Here is a 22,359-nt window from a genome sequence, read left to right as displayed (position 1 = left end):
ACCTCCGAATGCTTTGGTCAGCATCGTCATGCCGACCTACAAGCCGCGCTATTTCGCTCAGGCGCTGGACAGTGTGCTGACACAGACCTACCCGGCGTTGGAGCTGGTGATCTGCGACGACAACGCCGATGGCGCCATTGAGGCGGCGCTGGCGTCCAGGTTGGCGGGTGCGCCCATCCCCATTCGCTACCACCGCAACACGCCGCGGCTTGGCGAGCTGGTCAGTACGATCAAGGGGATTGGCCTGGCCCAGGGCGAGTACGTCAAGTTCCTGCACGACGACGACGTGCTGGAACCGGACTGCGTCGCGCAGATGGTCGGCGCAATGGAGCGCAACCCCGGCACCGCGCTGGCATCGTCGCGGCGGTTGCGCATCGATGAGGATGGCGCGCCGTTGCCGGACATCCTGGCCACCTGCTTTCCGTTCGACGAAGACGTGCTGATCGACGGGCCGGAGTTGGTGTCGTTTCTTGCCGACCACACCATCAATTTCATCGGTGAGCCAAGCTGCGTGCTCGCGCGGCGTGCCGATCTGTTGGCACTCGGCAATGAGCTGATGGCGTTGAACGGTAAGGCCATCGACTGGGTCGGCGATCTGGCGATCTACGTCAAGCTGCTGCGCCACGGCAACCTGGCGTTTCTGGCCAGCCCGCTCACGCACTTCCGCGTGTCCAGCGCGCAGTTCAGCCAGACCGGTCGCGACCAACCCGGCATCGGCGACCAGGGGCACGAGGATCTGCGCCAGGGCATCCGTCAGCTCGGCTGGCGACGCGAGACTGGCGACAACCGGCAGGTGCGGGTCGCACCGCTCAGCCCGCACAAGGCGCGGGTGTTCAAGTCGGTGGATCTGGTCAATGCATTGATGCAAAGCGCCGGGATGGCCGAGCGGGTGTCGCCTGCGACGTGGCTGGGCGTGCGCCATCCCAGCGATGTGCAGCGCGGGTTGATCGATGCCCGCCTGCAGGCGCATGCCGGCGGGCCGCGCATCGCGGTACTGCTGATCGACCGCCAAGGCGATGCCGCAGCGGTCGAGGCAACCCGGGCCAGTCTGGATGCGGTGGCCTGCTATCGACAGCATCAAACCTGGGTCATCAGCAGCGCACCAGAGCAAGTTGCCGGGCTTGGCGAGCGCGGCGTGCTGATCGACGGGCACGGCTTGCCGGCAGCGCTCAATCGGGTCATCGCCGCACAGGACGCGATCGATTGGGTGCTGCTGGTCGACGCCGGCAGCCTGTTCACGGCCAGCGGCCTGCTGATGCTGGCCCTGGAAATGCTCGCCTTGCCCGACGAGTGCCAGGCGATCTACGCTGACGAGGTCGTGGCTCTGGATCACGGCCAGCTTGGGTTGGCGCTGCGGCCGGCGCTGTATCTGGATGTGTTGCTGAGCGCGCCGTCGACGATGTCGCGGCATTGGTTGTTCCGGCACGGCACGCTGTTGGCCGATGGCGGCTTCCCCACGGGACCAGCTGCGGCATTCGAGCTGGGCTACCAACTGGGCCTGGTCGAGCGCTACGGGCTGGGCTGCATTCGTCATATCGCCGAGCCCTTGCTGGTTGCATCGGCCGCGCCGCCGCAGGACGACGAAGACGAACAGCAGGCCATCGCCCGTCACCTCGTCGCGCGCGGGTATGTGGACACGCGCGTGCACAACGCCGGTCCCGGCCGGCATGCAGTGGACTACCGGCACGCGCAGCAGCCCTTGGTGAGCATTCTGGTGCTGATCGACGGCCGCCTGCCACAGGTGCAGCGTTGCCTGGAAAGCATCCTGGCCAACACGGCCTACCCGCATTACGAGGTGTTGCTGCTGGACCGCGCCAGCAGCCAACCGGAACTGCGCGACTGGCTTGCCGGCATCGAGGCGCTGGGCATGCAGCAGATCCGCGTGCTGCGCTTTGCCGGCGAACCAGCGCGCGAGGCGGTCTGCAATGCGGCCGCCGAACACGCGCGTGGGGACGTGCTGCTATGGCTGTCTGCCGGTGCCGCGGTGATGAAAGCCGATTGGCTCGACCAGTTGCTCAACCATGCGCTGCGGCCAGAGGTTGGCGCAGTCGCCGGCAAGCTGCTGCGAGGCGATGGCACCGTGCATCACGCCGGGCTGCTGCTGGGCCTGGGGGCACCGGTGGCGCGCGCGTTCGAAGGTGCGGCATTCGACGAATCGGGCTATCTGCAGCGTCTGCAACTGGACCAGAACTACAGCGCACTCAGTGGCGAATGCCTGATGCTGCCGCGTCAGTTGTTTATCGACGCGGGCGGTTTTGCGCAGGAGCCTGCGTTGGCGCAGTGGAGTGATGTCGACCTATGCCTGCGACTGCAGCAGGCCGGCTACCTCAATGTCTATGCCGCGCGCGCGCAGTTGCTGATCGATCCACCCGACGCACTACCCGCCACCGCCCTCGAGGAAGAGGCGATGTACGCGCGTTGGCTGCCGCTGATGGCCAACGACCCGGCCTACAACCCCGGGTTTTCGCTGGACCCGGGCGCGGGCTTCGCGCTGGCCGATCCGCGCGCCAGCTGGCGGCCGTTGCAATCGTGGCGGCCGCTGCCGCGCGTATTGGCGCTGCCGGCCGATATCGAGGGCTGCGGGCATTACCGGGTGATCCAGCCGTTGCGCGCGCTGCGCGAGGCCGGGCTGGCGGAGGGTGTGCTGTTCAATGGCTACCTGGAGATCGCCGAATTGGCGCGTCAGGATCCTGACGTGGTGATCCTGCAGCGCCAGGTCGGCGAGGCTCGGCTGGACGCGATGCGGCGAATGAAGGCGCTGTCGCGCGCCTTCAAGGTCTACGAGTTGGACGATTACCTGCCCAATCTGCCGCTGAAGAACGCGCACCGCGCGCAGATGCCCAAGGACATCCTGAAGACGGTGCGGCGCGGGCTCGGTATGGTGGACCGCTTCGTGGTCTCCACCCCTGCCCTGGCCGAGGCGTTTGCCGGGCTGCACAGCGATATTCGCGTGGCAGAAAACCGCCTGCCGCCCCATTGGTGGGAGTCGCTGCCGGAGCGGCCGGCACGCCACGGCGGCAAGCCGCGCGTCGGCTGGGCTGGCGGCGCCAGCCACACCGGCGATCTGGAGCTGATTACCGACGTCGTGAAAGAGCTCGCCGGCGAGGTGGAATGGGTCTTCATGGGCATGTACCCGTTCGCGCTGCGCCAGCACATCCACCAGTTCCAGCCGGGTGTGCAGATCGATCACTACCCCGCCGCATTGGCGGCGCTGGACCTGGATCTGGCGCTGGCGCCGGTGGAGCAGAACCTGTTCAACGAATGCAAGAGCAATCTGCGCCTGCTGGAGTACGGCGCCTGCGGTTATCCGGTGATCGCCAGCGACGTGCGCTGCTACCAGGGCAGCCTGCCGGTGACGCTGGTGAAGAACCGCTACCGCGACTGGATCGGCGCCATCCGCGAGCATCTGGCCGATCCGGCTGCGACGCGCGCCAAGGGAGCCGCCCTGCGTGAGGTAGTGCGGCGCGACTGGATGCTGAGCGGCAGCAATCTGGACACCTGGCGAGCCGCGTGGTTGCCGGACTAGCGCCCGAGCGTGCTGCTTGGGTGTTTTTCCGTTTGCAGTCGCCCTCATCCGGCGCTGCGCGCCACCTTCTCCCGCACGCGGGAGAAGGAAAGCCGGGCTGGGTGTGATCTGTTGGTTGCACTGCAACTGATCGCCTACCGGTTCCTTCTCCCGCTTGCGGGGGAAGGTGCCCGAAGGGCGGATGAGGGCGTTCGTTTACACTCCAGCGCCGCGCATCCCCCCGTTTGAGCCGCGTCGCCATTGATGGTGTTGCCCTCATCCGGCGCTGCGCGCCACCTTCTCCCGCACGCGGGAGAAGGAAAGCCGGGCTGGGTGTGATCTTTTGGTTACGCTGCGACTGGTCGCCTACCGGTTCCCTTCTCCCGCTTGCGGGGGAAGGTGCCCGAAGGGCGGATGGGGGAATGTGTCTACACACCGGCGCCGCGCATCGCCCCGTTTGAGCCGCGTTGCCATTGAGGGTGCTGCCCTCATCCGGCGCTGCGCGCCACCTTCTCCCGCACGCGGGAGAAGGACAGCGGGCTGCGTGTGATCTGTTGGTTGCACTGCAACTGACTATCCATCACTCCCCTTCTCCCGCTTGCGGGGGAAGGTGCCCGAAGGGCGGATGGGGGCAATCACGCTGCGCCCCGAACGCCCCAGCCGCGACAGGAACATACCCGCGCCGGAATCCCGGCGCGATTTCGGCACGCCGCTTGCATTGGTGTGGATGCCTCCCTGGCTGACCGCACCCATGAGCGACTCCGTTACCTCGATTCTTTCGCAGATCCGCAGCTACCAGACGCAGATGGGCCAAGGCCCCATGGGCGCGGTGGGCGATGCGGCGCGTGGCAATCAGATCCAGGGGCTGGCCGGCGCACAGGGAACACCGGCCACCCAGGCACCGAGCTTCAGCGAGACCTTGCGCGGCGCCATCGGCGGCGTCAACGAGGCGCAGCAGAAGGCCGGCGCGCTGTCCAAAGCATTCGAAATGGGCGACCCCAGTGCCGATCTGGCACGGGTCATGGTCGCCTCCCAGCAGTCCCAGGTGGCCTTCCGCGCCACCGTGGAAGTCCGCAACCGTCTCGTCCAGGCTTACCAGGACGTCATGAACATGCCGCTGTAGAGGTTGACGACACATGGCTCTCGCGATCAGCAAAGAAAACATGAACCAGAACGCCGAGAAGGCGGGGCAATGGTTCGACCGTGTCCGCAGCCTGCAGATCACCCGCAAGCTGACCATGATGGCGATGATCGCCCTGGCGGTCGCGGCCGGTCTGGCGGTGTTCTTCTGGTCGCAGAAGCCCGGCTACCAGGCGCTGTACACCGGCCTGGATGAGAAGGGCAACGCGGAAGCTGCCGACCTGCTGCGCACCGCGCAGATCCCGTTCAAGATCGACCAGGGCACCGGCGCGATCTCGGTGCCGCAGGATCGCCTGTACGACGCGCGCCTGAAGCTGGCCGGCTCCGGCCTGACCGGCAAGGAAACCGGCGGCGGCTTCGAGCTGATGGAAAAGGACCCGGGCTTCGGCGTCAGCCAGTTCGTGGAAAACGCCCGTTACCAGCATGCGCTGGAAACCGAACTCTCGCGCACCATCGGCACCCTGCGCCCGGTGCGCGAGGCGCGTGTGCATCTGGCCATTCCCAAGCCCAGCGCCTTCACCCGCCAGCGCGATGTGGCCAGCGCCTCGGTGGTGCTGGAACTGCGCGGCGGCCAGGGCCTGGAGCGCAATCAGGTCGATGCCATCGTCAATCTGGTGGCCTCCAGCATTCCGGACATGACCCCCGAGCGCGTCACCGTGGTCGATCAGAGCGGGCGCATGCTCTCCATCGCCGACCCGAACAGCGACGCTGCCCAGCACGCCGCCCAGTTCGAACAGGTGCGCCGCCAGGAAAGCTCCTACAACCAGCGCATCCGCGAGCTGCTCGAGCCGATGACCGGCCCGGGCCGGGTCAACCCGGAAGTCAGCGTGGACATGGACTTCTCGGTGGTGGAAGAAGCCCGCGAGCTCTACAACGGCGAGCCGGCCAAGCTGCGCAGCGAGCAGGTCAGCGACACCAGCACCAGCGCCACCGGCCCGCAGGGCCCTCCGGGCGCCACCAGCAACAGCCCGGGCCAGCCGCCGGCACCGGCCGTCGCAGGCGCCCCCGGGGCTCCAGCGGCCGCCAACGGCCAGGCCGCCGCACCCGCCGCGCCGACCGAAAGTTCCAAGAGCGCCACCCGCAACTATGAATTGGACCGAACCTTGCAACACACCCGCCAGCCGGCCGGCCGCATCAAGCGGGTGTCGGTGGCGGTGCTGCTGGACAACGTGCCGCGCCCCGGTGCCAAGGGCAAGATGGTGGAGCAGCCGCTTACCGCCGCCGAGCTCACCCGCATCGAAGGCCTGGTCAAGCAGGCAGTGGGGTTCGATGCGGCACGCGGCGACACGGTGTCGGTGATGAACGCCCCGTTCGTGCGCGAAGCGGTGGCGGGCGAGGAAGGCCCGAAGTGGTGGGAAGACCCGCGCGTACAGAACGGTCTGCGCCTGCTGGTCGGTGCGGTGGTGGTGCTGGCGCTGCTGTTCGGTGTGGTGCGCCCCACCCTGCGTCAGCTCACTGGCGTGACCGCGGTCAAGGACAAGCAAGCCAAGGCTGGCAAGGATGGCACTCCACAGAGCGCCGACGTGCGGATGGTCGACGAAGACGACGACCTGATGCCCCGCCTGGAAGAAGACACCGCGCAGATCGGTCAGGACAAGAAGACCCCGATCGCTCTGCCAGACGCCTACGAAGAGCGCATGCGCCTGGCGCGCGAGGCAGTCAAAGCCGATTCAAAACGTGTCGCACAAGTCGTGAAGGGATGGGTCGCCAGTGAAGCCTGATACACAACCGATGACCGGAGTACAGCGCGCCGCGGTGCTGTTGCTGTCGCTGGGTGAGAGCGATGCGGCCGAGGTGCTCAAGCACATGGACCCCAAGGAGGTGCAGAAGATCGGCATCGCCATGGCCACCATGACCGGCATCTCGCGCGACCAGGTCGAAAAGGTGATGGACGAGTTCAACGGCGAACTGGCCGGCAAGACCTCGCTGGGCGTGGGCGCCGATGACTACATCCGCAACGTGCTGATCCAGGCGCTGGGCGCCGACAAGGCCGGCGGCCTGATCGACCGCATCCTGCTGGGCCGCAACACCACCGGCCTGGACACCCTGAAGTGGATGGACCCGCGCGCGGTCGCCGACCTGGTGCGCAACGAACACCCGCAGATCATCGCGATCGTGATGGCGCATCTGGACAGTGACCAGGCCGCCGAAGCGCTGAAGCTGCTGCCCGAGCGTACCCGCGCCGACGTGCTGCTGCGCATCGCCACCCTGGACGGCATTCCGCCCAACGCGCTGAGCGAGCTCAACGACATCATGGAGCGCCAGTTTGCCGGCAACCAGAACCTGAAGTCGTCCAACGTGGGCGGCATCAAGGTGGCGGCCAATATCCTCAACTTCCTGGACACTGGCGCCGACCAGGGCGTGCTGGGCGAGATCGGCAAGATCGATGCCGACCTGGCCGGCAAGATCCAGGACCTGATGTTCGTGTTCGACAACCTGGTGGACCTGGACGACCGCGGCCTGCAGACGCTGCTGCGCGAAGTCTCCGGCGAGCGCCTGGGCCTGGCCCTGCGCGGCGCCGACACCAAGGTGCGCGAAAAGATCACCCGCAACATGTCCCAGCGCGCCGCCGAGATCCTGATCGAGGACATGGAAGCGCGCGGCCCGGTGCGCCTTGCCGACGTGGAAGCGGCGCAGAAGGAAATCCTCACCATCGTCCGCCGCCTGGCTGACGAAGGCGCCATTAGCCTCGGCGGTGCCGGTGCGGAGGCCATGGTATGAACGACGTGGTCACCCGCTGGCTGGCCCCCGACCTGCACATGGCCCCGGCCCTGCCGGAGCCGGAGTACGACGAACCGGCCATGCTTGAGCCGGTGCTGCGCCCGCCGACCCTGGAAGAGATCCAGGCCATCGAGGACGCCGCCCAGCACGAAGGTTTCGCGCGTGGCCATGCCGAGGGCTTTGCCCAGGGCCAGTCCGAGGTGCGCCGTCTCACCGCGCAGATCGACGGCATCCTGGACAACTTCACCCGCCCGCTGGCGCGGCTGGAAAACGAGGTGGTCGGCGCGCTTGGCGAGCTGGCCGTGCGCATCGCCGGCCAGTTGGTCGGGCGCGCCTACCAGGTGGAACCGCAGTTGTTGGCCGACCTGGTCGGTGAGGCGGTCGATGCGGTGGGCGGTGCCGGCCGCGAGGTCGAGGTGCGCCTGCACCCGGACGACATCACCGCGCTGCTACCGCATCTGGCGCCCAGCAGCACCACCCGCGTGGCCCCGGACATGAGCCTGAGCCGCGGCGACCTGCGCGTGCATGCCGAAAGCGTGCGTGTCGATGGCACCCTGGATGCGCGCCTGCGGGCCGCGCTGGAGACAGTCATGCGCAAATCCGGAGCGGGCCTGTGAGCGCCCTGTTCGGCGCCACCCCGGCCGATTGGCTGGATGCACGCAATCTGCGCCTAGCCACCCGCCTGGGCGCGCTCGGCCTGGAGCCCACCGCCGGCCGTACCCTGATCCGCGAAGGCATCCTGCGCCGCGCGGTCGGCCTGACCCTGGAAGCCACCGGTTGCGAAGCGCCGATGGGCGCCACCTGCAAGGTCGAGGTCGATGGCGGCTGGGTCGACGCCGAAGTGGTCGGCTTTGCCGGCGAACGCACCTACCTGATGCCCAGCGCCGAACTGCACGGCCTGCTGCCGAACGCGCGCGTGGTGCCCTCGCGGCGCCGCGGCGGCGTGGAAGTGGGCGAAGGCCTGCTCGGCCGCGTCATCGACAGCGACGGCACCCCGCTCGACGGCAAGGGCCCGATCCGCGCCGAAGGCAGCGTCGGCATGGCCGGCGTGTCGATCAACCCGCTGGCGCGCGAACCCATCACCACCTCGCTGGACGTCGGCGTGCGCGCCATCAACGCCATGTTGCCGATCGGCCGCGGCCAGCGCGTGGGCCTGTTCGCCGGCTCCGGCGTCGGGAAATCGACGCTGCTGGGCATGATGACCCGCTTCACCTCGGCGGACGTGATCGTGGTCGGGTTGATCGGCGAACGTGGCCGCGAAGTGCGCGATTTCGTCGAAACCACCCTGGGCGAAGAAGGCCTGCGCCGCGCCGTAGTGGTGGCCGCTCCTGCCGACCGCCCGCCGTTGGCGCGCCTGCACGGCGCCTACCGCGCCACCGCCATTGCCGAATGGTTCCGCGACCAGGGCTTGAACGTGTTGCTGCTGATGGATTCGCTGACCCGCTTTGCGCAGGCGCAGCGCGAAATCGGCCTGTCGGTGGGCGAGCCGCCGACCACCCGCGGCTATCCGCCGTCGGTGTTCGCCAAATTGCCGGCGCTGGTGGAACGTGCCGGCAACGGCGCCAAGGGGCGCGGTTCGATCACTGCGTTCTACACCGTGCTGACCGAAGGCGACGACCCGCAGGACCCGATTGCCGACGCCGCCCGCGCCATCCTGGACGGCCACATCCTGCTCTCGCGTCGGGTGGCCGACAGCGGCCTCTACCCGGCCATCGACCTGGAATCGTCGGTCAGCCGTGTGGTGCAGGACATCGCCGACGAACCGTGGCGCCTGCGCATCCGCAAACTCAAGCGGCTGCTCTCCGCCTACACCGCCAACCGCGACCTGATCGCCATCGGCGCCTACCAGCGCGGCAGCGACCCGGCCACCGACGAAGCGTTGGCGCGCTGGCCGGAGATCGTCGAATTCCTCGGCCAGGACGTGCACAAGGCCTCGCTGCTGAGCGACAGCCTGTCTGCACTGCAGCAGCTGGTGGAACCAGAGAACTAATCCATGATGCAGTCCAAGCGAATCGATCCCCTGCTGCGGCGGGCCCAGGAACAGGAAGACAAGGTCGCCCGCGACCTGGCCGAGCGCCAGCGCACCCTGGAGACCCATCAGTCGCGCCTGGAAGAACTGCGCCGCTACGCCGAGGAATACGCCAACAGCCACATGGCCGGCACCAGCGCGGTAGCACTGAGCAACCGCCGCGCCTTTCTGGACCGGCTCGACAGCGCCGTGCTGCAGCAGGCACAGACCGTGCAGAGCAACATCGCCAAGGTCGAATCCGAGCGCACCCGCCTGCTGTTGGCCAGCCGCGAGAAGCAGGTGCTGGAGCAACTGGCGGCCAGCTACCGCGCCCAGGAGAACAAGGTGATCGAACGCCGCGACCAGCGCGAGATGGACGATCTGGGCGCACGTCGCTCGCGCCTGGCGCGGGCCGAAGATACTCACGGAGAATCCGCATGAACCCCCTGTCCGCCTTCGCCGCCGGCCTTGGCGCGCTTGCCGGTAACGGCAAGAAGTCCAGCTACAGCGACCCGTCGTCCGAACAGGACCCGGCCAAGGACCAGTTTGCGCGCATGCTCCATCCGGCCAATACGCCCGGCCACGCGCAGGCGCCCGAGCGCGTGCCGGCCAAGCCGGCCGCGCCCAAGCCCAAGCAGTCCGACACCCAGCGCGACGACGACACGCGCGACGATGCGGCCGGCGATGCCACCGCACGGCCGCGTGCGCAGGACGGCCAGGCCAAGCCCGCCGCCTCCAGCGCCACCAAGGATCCGGCAACCACCGACAGCAGCACTGCCGCCGGCGCCGGCAAGAGCGGCAAGAACGCCAAGGCCGCCGCTGCCAGCGAAGACGCGACCGCCGAAACGGCCACCACCACCGATGCCGGCTGGCCGCCGCAAGGCCTGGGCGGCTTCGGCATGGGCCTGCTGGCCCAGGCGCTGCCGGGCGGCGACGTCCTGGCCGCCGCAGCCGCAGCGCTGACCGCCAGCATGGCCGGCGCGGCCAGCGCCACGCCCGCAGCCACCGCATTGCCCACCGACGCAGCCCCCCCCGCCGCCACCGCGACTTCCACGACCACCCTGCCCGCCCTGGGCGCGCTGGCGCCGGCCGCCCTTGCCGGCGCCAAGCCCACCTCGACCACGGCAGTGAGCGGCGATGCGCAGACCGCCGCGCTGATGAGCATGGCCGCCAAGGCACTGGAACCGGTCGCCGACGACAGCGCGACTGCGGCCGCGCCGGATGCCCCGGCGTTCGTCCTGCCGACCACCACCGCGCCGGCACTCAACCGCCTGCAGGAGGCGGCACCGATCTTCAGCGCCTCGCCCACCCCCACTCCGGACCTGGGCAGCGACAGCTTCGACGACGCCATGGGCGCGCGCCTGAGCTGGCTGGCTGATCAGAAGATCGGCCACGCCCATATCAAGGTCACCCCGAACGAGATGGGCCCGGTGGAGGTGCGCCTGCATCTGGACGGCGACAAGGTCAACGCCAGTTTCACCGCCGCCAATGCCGACACCCGGCAGGCGCTGGAACAGAGCCTGCCGCGGCTGCGCGACATGCTCGGCCAGAACGGCTTCCAGCTCGGGCAGGCCGATGTAGGCCAGCAACAGCAGAGCCAGACCGGCAACCGCAGTGGCGGTGGCCGCGACGGCAACGGCCTCAGCCTGGACGACAGCCCGCCCGTCGGAATTCCGTCGGTGGTGTTACGCCAGCGTGGATTGCTGGACGCCTACGCCTGAGCCAGCGCGCCGGATCGGCCGGCGCACTGCGCAAACCGGCCGCCCCGGCGCTACTGGCGCCCGCCCGACACCCCTGCAGCGCAAGGCTTGCGGGGGTTTTCACGTCTGCGCGCACGCTGCGCCAGGAAACCGTCGCAGTTTTGGCATGCCGATTGCATCCATCGGGTGAGCATTCCCCTGGAGCACACCGTGGCAGCCGCAAAGAAACCCGAAAAGAGCGAAGACAAGGACGAAAAGAAGAAAGGCGGCAAGAAGCCTCTTCTGCTGATCGCCATTGGCGTGGTCGTGCTGGCCGCGGCCGGCGGCGGCGCCTGGTTCTTTCTGGGTCACAAGGGTGAGGAGAAAGGCGGCAAGCACGACGCACCCAAGGTGGCCGAAGTGCCCAAGCCGGCCCAGTACTTCCCGATGGACCCGGCGATCGTGGTCAACCTGGCCGACCCGGGTGATGGCCCGCAGTACCTGCAGGTCGAAGTGCAGCTGGTCACCCGCGACCCGGAAGAGCTCAAGCTCATTACCGAAAACGCGCCCGCCATCCGCGCGCACCTGCTGATGCTGCTGTCCCAGGTCAAGGCCACCGACGTGGCCGACCTGGCCGGCAAGCAGAAGCTGCAGAAATCCGCGCTGGCCGAAGCGCAGAAGGTCATGACCAGCGAAACCGGCAAGAAGTGCGTCGAAGAACTGCTGTTCACCAGTTTCGTGACCCAGTAAGGCTGCCCGATGAGCGTCAGTGACCTGCTTTCCCAGGACGAAATCGATGCCCTGCTGCACGGAGTGGATTCCGGTGCGGTCAACACCGAGCCGGAGCCGTTGCCCGGCGAGGCGCGCCAGTACGACCTGTCCAGCCAGGACCGCATCATCCGCGGTCGCATGCCGACCCTGGAGATGGTCAACGAGCGCTTTGCGCGGTTGTGGCGCATCGGCCTGTTCAACCTGATCCGGCGTTCGGCCGACCTGTCGGTGCGCGGCATCGACCTGGTCAAGTTCAACGAGTACATGCACTCGCTGTACGTGCCGACCAACCTCAACCTGATCCGCTTCAAGCCGCTGCGCGGCACCGGCCTGATCGTGTTCGAACCCACCCTGGTGTTCACCGTGGTGGACAACTTCTTCGGTGGCGACGGCCGCTTCCATACCCGCATCGAAGGCCGCGAATTCACCGCCACCGAGATGCGCGTGATCCAGCTGATGCTCAAGCAGACCTTCGCCGACCTCAAGGAAGCCTGGGCGCCGGTGATGGACGTGGACTTCGAGTACATCAATTCGGAGATCAACCCGCACTTCGCCAACATCGTCACCCCGCGCGAGTACGTGGTGGTGTGCCGGTTCCATGTGGAGCTGGAAGGCGGCGGCGGCGAGATCCACATCACCCTGCCGTACTCGATGCTGGAGCCGATCCGCGAACTGCTCGACGCCGGCATCCAGAGCGACCGCAACGACCGCGACGACTCATGGAACGTGATGCTGCGCGAGCAGCTGGACACCGCCGAAGTGACCCTGTCCAGCGTGCTGGCCAGCAAGCGCATGAGCCTGCGCCAGCTCACCGGCCTGAAGGTCGGCGACATCCTGCCGATCGACCTGCCCGCCCAGGTGCCGCTGTGCGTCGAAGACATCCCCTTGTTCACCGGCGAATTCGGCGTCTCCAACGGCAACAACGCCGTCAAGATCACCGCCGTGCGCCCGCCGGGCGTGCAAGCCCCGCGCGCCGTTCCCTCCCAGGACTCCAACTCATGATCAACTCCGACACCCTCGACGCCGCGCCCGCCACCTTCGACAGCCTGCAGGCCGAGCACGACCACAATGCCGCCGACCTCAACCTGGACGTCATCCTGGACGTGCCGGTGACGCTGTCGCTGGAAGTGGGCCGTGCGCGCATTCCGATCCGCAACCTGCTGCAGCTCAACCAGGGCTCGGTGGTGGAACTGGAGCGCGGCGCCGGCGAACCGCTGGACGTCTACGTCAACGGCACCCTGATCGCGCATGGCGAAGTGGTGGTCATCAACGACCGCTTCGGCATCCGCCTGACCGATGTGGTCAGCCCCAGCGAACGGATCCGGAGGCTGCGGTGATCGGCCTGCTGGCCGCCGCGGCGCCGGCCGCGGCAAAGGCCACCCAGGTCGGCGCGCAGGCGCCGTCCTCGCCTGGCCTGTTTGGCGCAGTCTTTGCATTGCTGTTGGTGCTCGCGCTGATCGTCGGCCTGGGCTGGTTGCTCAAGCGCATGCCCGGCAGCGGATTTCGCAGCAGCGAGGGCCTGCGCGTGGTGACCAGCCTGGCAGTGGGTGCCAAGGAGCGCGTGGTGGTGGTGGAAGTGAACGGCCAGCAGCTGTTGCTCGGCGTCACCGCCGGCGGCATCAGCACCCTGCATACCCTGCCCGAACCGCTGCCGCCCACGCCTGCCCCCACCCTGCCCAACCTCAAGCAACTCCCCAATTTCGCCCAGCTGCTCGCTCAGAAGCTGCGCAAGGATCCGTGACATGTTCAGTAGCTGGAATCGCTGGGGGCGCAGCCTCCGCCTGGTGTTGATCCTGCTGGTGATGAGCTGCCCGCTGCTGGCCGCCGCCGCCCCGGCCGCGCTTCCGTCGATGGCCCAGGCCGCCGCCCCCGCCGCTGCCCCGGCGGCAGTGCCGCCCGGTTCCAACCAGCTGCCGACCCTGCCCAACGTGAGCGTGGGCCGCATCGGCGACCAGCCGGTCAGCCTGCCGCTGCAGACCCTGCTGCTGATGACGGCGATCACCCTGCTGCCGTCGATGCTGCTGGTGCTGACTGCCTTCACCCGCATCACCATCGTGCTGGGCCTGCTGCGCCAGGCGCTGGGCACTGGCCAGACCCCGTCCAATCAGGTGCTGCTGGGCCTGGCGATGTTCCTGACCGCGCTGGTGATGATGCCGGTGTGGCAGAAGATGTGGGGCGCCGGCCTGCAGCCGTACCTCAACAACCAGATCGATTTCTCCACGGCCTGGACGCTGACCACCCAGCCGCTACGCGCCTTCATGCTGGCGCAGATCCGCGAGACCGATCTGATGACCTTCGCCGGCATGGCCGGCGACGGCAAGTACGCCGGCCCGGACGCGGTGCCGTTCCCGGTGCTGGTGGCCTCGTTCGTGACCAGCGAGCTGAAGACCGCCTTCGAAATCGGCTTTCTGATCTTCATCCCGTTCGTGATCATCGACCTGGTGGTGGCCAGCGTGCTGATGTCGATGGGCATGATGATGCTGTCGCCGATGCTGATCTCCGCGCCGTTCAAGATTTTGCTGTTCATCCTGGTGGATGGCTGGGTCTTGGTGGTCGGCACGCTGGCGGCGAGCTTCAACGCGTCGTAGCCGCAAGGCCTGCATGCGCGCCGCCCTGCTTGCGTGCCTACCCGGTTGGCCGGCTTCGGTGAGCGGCCCCGAGATCGAGCAGCAAGCGCCACGCTGCCGCAGAGCAAACAATAACAACAGCGATAGCCGGTGCAGCCAGTGGCGGCCGAAGCCTACAGCGGAGCAATGCCCCAGCGGAGCCACACAAACACGGGTGGCTTCGCCCCGCACCCTCACCCCAACCCCTCTCCCGCAGGAGAGGGGCCAGCTCCTGCAGCCCGCAGCTTCCTGAGCTCATACACCGCCGAACCAGCTCAGCTCTCCTTCCCCTATTCACACTCCCGCCTCCCGCCTCCCGCCTCCCGATTCCCGCCTCCCGATTCCCGATTCCCGATTCCCGATTCCCGATTCCCGATTCCCGATTCCCGATTCCCCGCCCCCATTGGCACCCCACTTGCATCACAGCACCCCATGAGCCCTGAAATTGCCCTGACTGAATTGCGTGGTGGCCTGGTCACCGTCCTGTGGATTGCCGGACCGATGCTGCTGGCGGTGCTGGTGGTCGGTGTGGTCATTGGCGTGGTGCAGGCCGCCACCCAGTTGAACGAACCCACCATTGCGTTCGTGGCCAAGGCGGTCGCGTTGACGGCCACCTTGTTTGCCACCGGCAGCATGCTGCTGGGGCACCTGGTGGAGTTCACCATCGCGCTGTTCCAGCGCATTCCGCATCTGATCGGCTAGCGGGCCGGCGCGGATGGATGCTGCCACCCAGATGGTGATCGACGGCCAGCGCGCGTTTGCGATGGTCGGGGCGATCATGTGGACGATGCTGCGGACCGGCGCCTTGCTGACCGCCATGCCGTTGATCGGCACGCGCGCGGTGCCCGGGCGGGTGCGGGTCATGCTGACCGGGACCCTGGCGATGGCGCTGGCACCGATCCTGCCGCCGGTGCCCGAGTGGGACGGGTTCACTGCCAGCGCAGTGCTGAGCATTGCGCGCGAGCTGGCGGTGGGCGCGAGCATGGGCTTCATGCTCAAGCTGATCTTCGAGGCGGGCGCGCTGGCCGGCGAGCTGGTGTCGCAGTCCACCGGCCTGTCGTTCGCGCAGATGTCCGACCCGATGCGCGGGGTGACCTCCGGCGTGATCGCACAGTGGTTCTATATCGGTTTCGGGCTGTTGTTCTTTGCCGCCAACGGCCACCTGGCGGTGATCGCGCTGCTGGTGGACAGCTACAAGGCGCTGCCGATCGGCACCGCAATCCCCGATGCCAGCGCCTTTGCCGAAGTGGCGCCGACATTGTTCCTGCAGATCCTGCGCGGCGGGCTGACCCTGGCGTTGCCGATGATGGTGGCGATGCTGGCGGTCAATCTGGCCTTCGGCGCACTGGCCAAGGCGGCACCGGCGCTGAACCCCATGCAGCTGGGCCTGCCGCTGACGGTGTTGCTGGGACTGTTCCTGTTGTCCAGCTTTGCGAGCGAATTCGCCCCGCCGGTGCAACGCATGTTCGACACTGCCTTCGACGCCGCCAGAGAACTGACGGGCTGACCGCGCCACACCTCAAGTTTTGTAACCGGTCGCCGTCAACGCTGGGGACGATTGGCCCGTTCAATCGGCACACCCCTCTTTCAGCGGAAACCCATGCTCATCTCAGCGCTGTTCGCCTGCCCTGCTTCGCGACGCGCTGCGTCGCGGGCGCGTCTGTGGCTGCTGGCGGTCGCGCTGCTGCTGGCCTGCATGACCGGCGCGCAGGCACAGAGTTACAGCCTTCGCGATTACGGGCAGGCAGACGGCTTGCAGGGCATGACCATCAACGGGCTGGTCGAAGACCGGCGCGGCGAGGTGTGGGTGGCGACCGAGCTGGCGCTGCACCGCTTCGAACGCGACCGCTTCATTCCGGTCGAGCGGGAGAGCGGGCTGGATGCCCGCTATACGCGCGCGCTGACGCTGGACGATGCAGGGCGGCTATGGGTTGCCACCGCCAATGGCGTCTTCGTGCGCAGCGGCGAGCGGTTCCTGCAGGTGTTGAAGGAGGGCAAGCGCATCAGGGCCGATGCGGGCAACGTGATCGCGCGCTACCGCAACGGCGTGGCCGTCATCAGTGATGGCGCGCTGCTGGCGCTGACGCCGGCTGCCGACGGTTCCTGGCAAGTGCAGACGCTGACACTGCAAACGCGCGATGGCACCGTGTTGAAGACCGGCCCTACCCTGCTGGCCGATGGCCGGTTCCTGTGGGTGTCCTGCAATGCCGGCGTCTGTCGTCTGGACGCCAATGGCACCGTGGTCGAAACCTTGTCCGACGCCGATGGCGTACCGGCCAGGCGGTGGCGCGTGATCTTTCGCGAGCGTGGCGGCCGGCTGTGGCTGCGCGGCGGCGGCATCATGGTGTCGCGCGAGCCGGGCGCCTCCCGTTTCCAGGAGCGTCCGGCCAATCCGCACAACAGCTTCGAAACCATGTCCGGTGCCACCACGATGGTGGAAGACACGCATGGCCGCATGCTGACGCGCTCGGATCACGGCCTGGTGCGTTGGGACGGTTCGCATTGGACCGATATCGGCACCGATCAGGGCCTGCAGCTGGATGCGATGGTTGGTGCGCTGCTGTTCCAGAGCACCGGGACCTTGTGGATCGGCACGCGCGGGACCGGGCTGCAGCGCCTGCTCGGCTACGGCAACATCGAGCATCTCACCGAAGCACAGGGCATGGCGTCGGCGCCCATCTGGTCGATGCAGCGCCTGCCCGACGGCACGCTCGCAGTGGGCGCCGACGGCGGTGCCAACCTGCTCGCGCGCCACGCCGTGCGTGCGCAGCCGTGGCGGCTGGAGGATGGCAAGCCGTTGTCGCAGACGCTGAACATCGCGGTGGCACCGGACGGCGCGGCCTGGCTGTCGTATTACTCCGGCGCCATCGCGCGGCGCGATCCAGTCACCGGGTTGACCCGACAGGTGATGGATCTGCCGCGGCCGGGCTACAAGATCCTGTTCGATGCCACCGGTTCGGTCTGGATTGCGACCTCGCGCGGGCTCGGGCACGGCCAAGCCAGCCCGCCTTATACGCTGGTGTCCGATCCGGCGATGGCGACCAGGTTCATTGGCGATATCGACCTGGACCCCCAAGGCCGCCTGTGGGCCGCCACCGGCGATGGTCTGTACCGGCGTGACGGCACGACATGGGTGCACGTGCCGGTCACCGGGACGTTGCCAACGCAGGACATGTACCAGATCGATTTCGCGCCCGATGGCGAAATCTGGCTGTCGTTGCGCGAAACCGGGCTATGGCATGGCCGCCTGCAGGCCGATGGCAGCCTGCCGGTCCAGGCGGTGGACGACCCGTTGTTGTCCAGGGTGATGCCATTCATCCTGCGTCACGATCGCAAGGGCCGGCTATGGGTGGGCAGCAGCCAGGGGCTGGATCTGTACCAGCATGGACGTTGGTCGCGCATCACCCGTGCAGAAGGCCTGCTGTGGGACGACCTCTCGTCCAATGCGTTTCTGGAAGACGACGACGGCAGCATCTGGATCGGCAGCAGCAGAGGGCTCAGCCATCTGCGCGACCCGCAGCGGTTGTTTGCGGCACAGGCGCTCAAGGTCGAGATCGGCCAGGTCCGTCGCGGCACCCAGACCGTCCGGGCCGGCAGCGCGCTGGACTGGTCCGAAACGCCGCTGGACATCGAGCTTCGGACACCTGGCGTCGAAGGCGGCGCCGAGCGGATCAGTTTCCGCTATCGCGTGGAAGGCCATCAGGCGCGCTGGACCACCACCTCGCTCAGCCACCTCACCTACCCACTGCTGCCACCGGGCCATTACACCCTCGAAGTGCAGGCGCTGGATGCCTATCAACGCAGCGCAAGCGCCGTGGCGAGGTTCCACTTCGTGCTGCGCCCACCCTGGTGGCGCGGCATCCCCGCACTGATCGGCTATGGGGTGCTGGCCATTGCAGCGGTGATCGTGCTGTTGCGCTGGCGTACCGCCAAACTGCTGCGCCGCAAGCGCGAGCTGGAGCAGCTGTTGGCCGAACGCACCGCCGAACTGGAGCAGGACAAGCGCGATCTGGAATCGGCCCGTGCCGCGCTCGCGCTCAAGGCCACCCACGACGAACTCACCGGCCTGCTCAACCGCGCCGGCATCCTGGCGGCCCTGCGCGACCTGCTGGAACGCGCCGTTGCGACGGCGCGGCCGTTGGCGGTGGTGCTGATCGACCTGGACCATTTCAAGCTGGTCAACGACCAGCATGGCCACCTGGCCGGCGATGCGGTGCTGGCCGGGGTGGGCCGGCGGATGGATACGCTGGTGCGTGGCGAGGACCGCATCGGCCGTTACGGCGGCGAGGAATTGCTGGCGCTGATGCCGGGGCTGACGCAGGAGGCCACGCATCGGCTGGATGCCCTGCACCGCGGCATCTGCGGCGACTACCCCATCGACGGCGGCTGGCTGCATGTCACCTGCTCGATCGGCGTGGCCTGGTTCCAGCCCGGCGAAACCCTCGAACAATTGCTGGCCCGCGCCGATGCAGCGCTGTACGCCGCCAAGCGCAGCGGCCGCAATCGCATCGATTACGACCATGGGCCGGTGCGCCCTGCCGCACCGGCCGGTCATCTCGACTGATCCGACCGGTGCAGCGCCGCGGCAGCGCTGCGCAGGGCCGGCGTGTGCACCGACATGGCGTACGCGCCCTCGCTGCCACAAGGGCCGATCCGGCGCACGGCGCGCTGGTTGGCCAGCGGCGCGATGGACGCTCCGCGCCAGCGCCGCCGCCCCGGCGCCCAGCTTTGCGCTGCAGCCTTGACCGCGATCCAGATCGTGCATTGACGCTGGTCTCGGCCGTTCTACGGCAGGACTGCGGCACGGTCCGGCCCGCTGATTCACCGCGTCGATCGATTGTCAAATGCAATTAAAGTAAGTCGCATGCACAGCCGCTAGTCGATAGATCGTGGCCTGGGATGGGGCCACCAATGGCAAGCGTGAGACGTCCGCGCGAGCGCGCAGACCATACGCTTGGATGCGTGGGAGATCGAAACGCCCGTGGGGTTCTTGCACCGCCAATCGAGGTCGTCAGGCCGAGCGCCACCGTTGACCGCGGTGCTGCTGTTGGCCCTGCTGTCGTTTGCGGAGCTGGCCGGTGCGCAGAGCGCCAGCATTCGGCGCTATGCCCACGATCAGGGCCTGCTCGGCCTGGCCGGCACTTGCCTGCTGCAGACCCGCCATACCCTGCTGTGGGTATGCACCGAGAGCGGCCTGTATCGCTACAACGGCCGCCTCTTTCAGCAGGTTCCGCTGGACGGCCTGCGCAACGAACCGATCACCGCCATGAGCGAAGCGCCGGACGGTCGCCTGTGGGTTGCCGGGTTCCAGGCGCTGTTCGTCGGCGACGAACATGGCTTCCGCAAGCTTGCCCGCGACGAGGCCGGGCATCTGCAGGACGGCATGCTGCTGGCCAGCCCGTCGTGGGGCACGGTGATGCTCAACGGCGGCGAACTGGAGGTGCTGCGCCCGCGCAGCAACGGCAGGTGGCATAGCGACTACCTGCTGGACACCGCCACGCGGGTGCGGGTGCCGGAACTGTCCAAGGCGATGAGTCTGTCGGTGGAGGGCGACACCCTGTGGGTGGGGTGCGCGCGCAAGCTGTGCGCCATCGACGCGCAACGCCGGGTGCAGGTCTATGGCCCCGACCAGGGCGTGCCGGAGGATCGCTGGTCCAGCGTGCTGCGCGATCGCGACGGCGGGCTGTGGGCCCGCGGCGCCGGGACCCTGCTCCACCGCGCGCCGGGTGACGACCGCTTCCGCGTGCGGCCGCTGCCGCTGCTGGACGGCAGCACGGTCGGACGACAGGCACCGCTGGTGCTGGATCGCGAAGGACGCGTGCTGGTGCGCCGTAACGATGGCCTGGTGCGCTGGGAACACGGTCGCTGGCGTACCTTCGGCGCCAGCAACGGGCTGCCACCGGGCAGCAGCGACGCGATCGTGGTCGATCGCGACGGCGACCTCTGGATGACCGTGGACGGCGAGGGCCTGGTGCGTTGGGCCGGCTACGAATGGATCGAGAACTGGGACGCCACCCAGGGCATGCCGCCCGCCCCGACCTGGTCCATTGCACGCGATGCGCAGCACGCCTTGCTGGTGGGCAACGAGCACGGCGTGGGACGGCAGGCGCATCCGGGCGGGCGCTTTGCACCGGCGCTGCCGCAAGCCGGCATCCAGATCGTGGGCATGCAGCGCAGCGGCGACGGCAGCCTGTGGACGCTCAACTCGGCCGGCCACCTGCAGCGCTTCTGGCCCGATGGTCGCAACGCCGAGGTGGCCAAACTCCCGCGCACCGCCAGACGCCTGCTCCTGGATCGGCAGGGCCGGCTATGGATCCTCACCGCCGGTGGACTGTTCGTGATCGAGCGCCCGCTCGAGGGTGGCGCGCTGCAGCCGGTTGCCGGCATGCCCGCCATCGCCTACACCGATATCCAGCAGACCGCCGACGGCACGCTGTGGGTGTCCAGCGCCAACGGTCTGTTCCGGCTGCACGGCGCGCACTGGGCCAAGGTGCCGGTGAAGGTCAACGGTGGCGATGCCGAGCCGTGGGTGAGCAAGTTCCATATCAGCGATAGCGGCGAAGTGTGGCTGGCGTTCTACCGCCCCGGCGTCTGGCACGGCAGGGTGCTGGCCGACGGCGTGGACCTGCAGGCCATCAGCGACGACGCGCTGCGCGATGTGGGTGTGTACCTGTTGCGCGGCGACAGCGTGGGCCGGATCTGGGTGGGCCATGCGCGTGGCGTGGAGGTCTATGACGGCGAGCGCTGGGCGCATCTGTCGCAATCGCAGGGGCTGATCTGGGACGACGTGTCCGAAGCGGCGTTCGCCGAGGATCCGGATGGCTCGGTGTGGATCGGCACCGCGCGCGGCGTCAGCCATCTGGCCGACCCGGCGCGGCTGTTCGACGATCGCCAGCCCAGCGTGCGGATCGACAGCGTCAGCCGCGGCGGCGTCCCGATCCGCAGCGGGCAGCTGCTGGGCTGGAGCGACAAGCCGCTGCATATCGAACTGTCCACGATGGAGGTCTACGACGACCCGAGCCGGCTGACCGTGCGCTATCGTCTGCTCGGCCTGCACGACGAATGGATCCAGAGCGACGACCTGTCGATCGACCAACCGCCGCTGCCGTCCGGGCACTTCCGCCTGCAGGTGCAGGTGCTGGACCGCTATCGGCGCACCGCCTCCCCGGTCGTGGACCTGGCCTTTGCGGTGGCGCCGCTGTGGTGGCGCAGCCCGCCGGCGATCGCCTTGTACCTGCTGATCGGTAGCGGCCTGCTGATCGGGCTGTGGAGCTGGCGCCACCGTCATCTGATGGCGCGCGAGCGCATGCTGGCCGAGCTGGTGGCCGAGCGCACCTATCAGCTCGAACGCGAGAAGCACGAGCTGGAGAGCGCACGCGCCGCGCTGGCGCTGAAGGCCAGCCACGACGCGCTCACCGGCCTGCTCAACCGCTCCGGCATTCTCGAGGCCATGGGCGAGGAACTGCAGGCCTGCGCGCATGCAGAACACCCGTTGGCGGTGGTGTTGATCGACCTGGACCACTTCAAGCAGGTCAACGACGAACACGGCCACCTGGTCGGCGATGCGGTGCTGGCCAAGGTGGGCGCGCGGCTCACCGCCTGCCTGCGCGATTCGGACAAGGTGGGCCGGTACGGCGGCGAAGAACTGCTGTTGCTGCTGCCCGGCATGACCCGTCAGGGCCAGCATCGGCTGCGCGCCATCCATGAGGCGATCAGCCTGTCGCCCTACGAGGTGGGCGCTGCGCGCGCACTGCAGGTGACCTGCTCGATCGGCGTGGCGTGGTACCGCGTCGGCGACACCGCCGCCACCCTGCTGGCGCGTGCGGACGCGGCCTTGTATCGGGCCAAGCGCCACGGCCGCAACCGCATCGAGCCGGAAGAACCCGAGATTTCGGTGGCCTGAGCGCGCGCCCCATGCACCGGGGACCC

General features: G+C 68.1%; 17 protein-coding genes. All 17 read left to right on the top strand.

Features of this window, described 5'->3' with window-relative positions; all coding sequences use genetic code 11:
* The first annotated feature begins 28 nt into the window (after positions 1–28).
* On the top strand, positions 29–3,526 hold the full coding sequence (locus ACCQ12_RS09680; protein WP_372383472.1) for a glycosyltransferase: 3,498 nt from the start codon (positions 29–31) through the stop codon (positions 3,524–3,526).
* 730 nt (positions 3,527–4,256) lie between these two features.
* Positions 4,257–4,628: a flagellar hook-basal body complex protein FliE gene (gene fliE / locus ACCQ12_RS09675; RefSeq protein ID WP_010373676.1), complete on the top strand. Its 372-nt coding sequence runs from the start codon at positions 4,257–4,259 to the stop codon at positions 4,626–4,628.
* Between the two features lie 13 nt (positions 4,629–4,641).
* Positions 4,642–6,366 carry a flagellar basal-body MS-ring/collar protein FliF gene (gene fliF / locus ACCQ12_RS09670; protein WP_372383471.1) on the top strand — a complete coding sequence of 575 codons (1,725 nt, stop codon included), beginning with the start codon at positions 4,642–4,644 and terminating at the stop codon, positions 6,364–6,366.
* A gap of 10 nt (positions 6,367–6,376) precedes the next feature.
* Complete coding sequence (fliG, locus tag ACCQ12_RS09665) at positions 6,377–7,366, top strand: flagellar motor switch protein FliG (RefSeq protein ID WP_184384582.1); 990 nt, start codon at positions 6,377–6,379, stop codon at positions 7,364–7,366.
* On the top strand, positions 7,363–7,983 hold the full coding sequence (locus tag ACCQ12_RS09660) for a FliH/SctL family protein (RefSeq protein ID WP_372383470.1): 621 nt from the start codon (positions 7,363–7,365) through the stop codon (positions 7,981–7,983). The genes fliG and ACCQ12_RS09660 overlap by 4 nt, the downstream gene beginning before the upstream one ends.
* The gene (locus ACCQ12_RS09655) at positions 7,980–9,356 is read left to right on the top strand and encodes a FliI/YscN family ATPase (RefSeq protein ID WP_372383469.1); all 1,377 of its coding nucleotides are present in this window, start codon (positions 7,980–7,982) and stop codon (positions 9,354–9,356) included. The genes ACCQ12_RS09660 and ACCQ12_RS09655 overlap by 4 nt, the downstream gene beginning before the upstream one ends.
* Before the next feature lie 3 nt (positions 9,357–9,359).
* Entirely contained in the window at positions 9,360–9,815 is a 456-nt protein-coding gene (fliJ, locus tag ACCQ12_RS09650; protein WP_039407767.1) for a flagellar export protein FliJ, read from the top strand.
* A complete protein-coding gene (locus tag ACCQ12_RS09645) occupies positions 9,812–11,095 on the top strand; it encodes a flagellar hook-length control protein FliK (RefSeq protein ID WP_372383468.1) in 1,284 nt (427 codons plus the stop codon). Before fliJ ends, ACCQ12_RS09645 begins: the two co-directional genes overlap by 4 nt.
* A 165-nt stretch (positions 11,096–11,260) precedes the next feature.
* Positions 11,261–11,803 (top strand): flagellar basal body-associated FliL family protein, encoded by a 543-nt coding sequence (locus ACCQ12_RS09640; RefSeq protein WP_179455335.1) that lies wholly within the window; start codon positions 11,261–11,263, stop codon positions 11,801–11,803.
* A 9-nt stretch (positions 11,804–11,812) separates the two neighbouring features.
* Positions 11,813–12,826: a flagellar motor switch protein FliM gene (gene fliM / locus ACCQ12_RS09635; RefSeq protein ID WP_039565009.1), complete on the top strand. Its 1,014-nt coding sequence runs from the start codon at positions 11,813–11,815 to the stop codon at positions 12,824–12,826.
* Positions 12,823–13,161, top strand: a complete 339-nt coding sequence (gene fliN, locus ACCQ12_RS09630; RefSeq protein ID WP_372362986.1) for a flagellar motor switch protein FliN — start codon at positions 12,823–12,825, stop codon at positions 13,159–13,161. The genes fliM and fliN overlap by 4 nt, the downstream gene beginning before the upstream one ends.
* Positions 13,158–13,565, top strand: a complete 408-nt coding sequence (gene fliO / locus ACCQ12_RS09625) for a flagellar biosynthetic protein FliO (RefSeq protein ID WP_355586547.1) — start codon at positions 13,158–13,160, stop codon at positions 13,563–13,565. Before fliN ends, fliO begins: the two co-directional genes overlap by 4 nt.
* A 1-nt stretch (position 13,566) precedes the next feature.
* Positions 13,567–14,412: a flagellar type III secretion system pore protein FliP gene (fliP, locus tag ACCQ12_RS09620; RefSeq protein ID WP_039565001.1), complete on the top strand. Its 846-nt coding sequence runs from the start codon at positions 13,567–13,569 to the stop codon at positions 14,410–14,412.
* A 450-nt stretch (positions 14,413–14,862) separates the two neighbouring features.
* Complete coding sequence (locus ACCQ12_RS09615; RefSeq protein WP_005917968.1) at positions 14,863–15,132, top strand: flagellar biosynthetic protein FliQ; 270 nt, start codon at positions 14,863–14,865, stop codon at positions 15,130–15,132.
* A 13-nt stretch (positions 15,133–15,145) separates the two neighbouring features.
* Positions 15,146–15,937: a flagellar biosynthetic protein FliR gene (fliR, locus tag ACCQ12_RS09610; RefSeq protein ID WP_039566112.1), complete on the top strand. Its 792-nt coding sequence runs from the start codon at positions 15,146–15,148 to the stop codon at positions 15,935–15,937.
* Positions 15,938–16,030: 93 nt separating this feature from the next.
* Positions 16,031–18,994, top strand: a complete 2,964-nt coding sequence (locus ACCQ12_RS09605) for a ligand-binding sensor domain-containing diguanylate cyclase (protein ID WP_372383467.1) — start codon at positions 16,031–16,033, stop codon at positions 18,992–18,994.
* 417 nt (positions 18,995–19,411) lie between these two features.
* Positions 19,412–22,333: a diguanylate cyclase gene (locus tag ACCQ12_RS09600; protein WP_372383466.1), complete on the top strand. Its 2,922-nt coding sequence runs from the start codon at positions 19,412–19,414 to the stop codon at positions 22,331–22,333.
* Positions 22,334–22,359 lie beyond the last annotated feature (26 nt).

The sequence above is a fragment of the Xanthomonas sp. NCPPB 1068 genome, assembly GCF_041479385.2.
Taxonomy (GTDB): Bacteria; Pseudomonadota; Gammaproteobacteria; order Xanthomonadales; family Xanthomonadaceae; genus Xanthomonas; species Xanthomonas cannabis.
Note: the sequence above shows the minus strand (reverse complement) of the source record. Positions and strands in the feature narration are given on the sequence as shown.

Coding starts and splice junctions, on each gene's coding strand:
- ACCQ12_RS09680 (WP_372383472.1), top strand. CDS start 29: ATGCCGACCTACAAGCCGCGCTATTTCGCTCAGGCGCTGGACAGTGTG.
- fliE (WP_010373676.1), top strand. CDS start 4,257: ATGAGCGACTCCGTTACCTCGATTCTTTCGCAGATCCGCAGCTACCAG.
- fliF (WP_372383471.1), top strand. CDS start 4,642: ATGGCTCTCGCGATCAGCAAAGAAAACATGAACCAGAACGCCGAGAAG.
- fliG (WP_184384582.1), top strand. CDS start 6,377: ATGACCGGAGTACAGCGCGCCGCGGTGCTGTTGCTGTCGCTGGGTGAG.
- ACCQ12_RS09660 (WP_372383470.1), top strand. CDS start 7,363: ATGAACGACGTGGTCACCCGCTGGCTGGCCCCCGACCTGCACATGGCC.
- fliJ (WP_039407767.1), top strand. CDS start 9,360: ATGATGCAGTCCAAGCGAATCGATCCCCTGCTGCGGCGGGCCCAGGAA.
- ACCQ12_RS09645 (WP_372383468.1), top strand. CDS start 9,812: ATGAACCCCCTGTCCGCCTTCGCCGCCGGCCTTGGCGCGCTTGCCGGT.
- fliM (WP_039565009.1), top strand. CDS start 11,813: ATGAGCGTCAGTGACCTGCTTTCCCAGGACGAAATCGATGCCCTGCTG.
- fliN (WP_372362986.1), top strand. CDS start 12,823: ATGATCAACTCCGACACCCTCGACGCCGCGCCCGCCACCTTCGACAGC.
- fliP (WP_039565001.1), top strand. CDS start 13,567: ATGTTCAGTAGCTGGAATCGCTGGGGGCGCAGCCTCCGCCTGGTGTTG.
- ACCQ12_RS09615 (WP_005917968.1), top strand. CDS start 14,863: ATGAGCCCTGAAATTGCCCTGACTGAATTGCGTGGTGGCCTGGTCACC.
- fliR (WP_039566112.1), top strand. CDS start 15,146: ATGGATGCTGCCACCCAGATGGTGATCGACGGCCAGCGCGCGTTTGCG.
- ACCQ12_RS09605 (WP_372383467.1), top strand. CDS start 16,031: ATGCTCATCTCAGCGCTGTTCGCCTGCCCTGCTTCGCGACGCGCTGCG.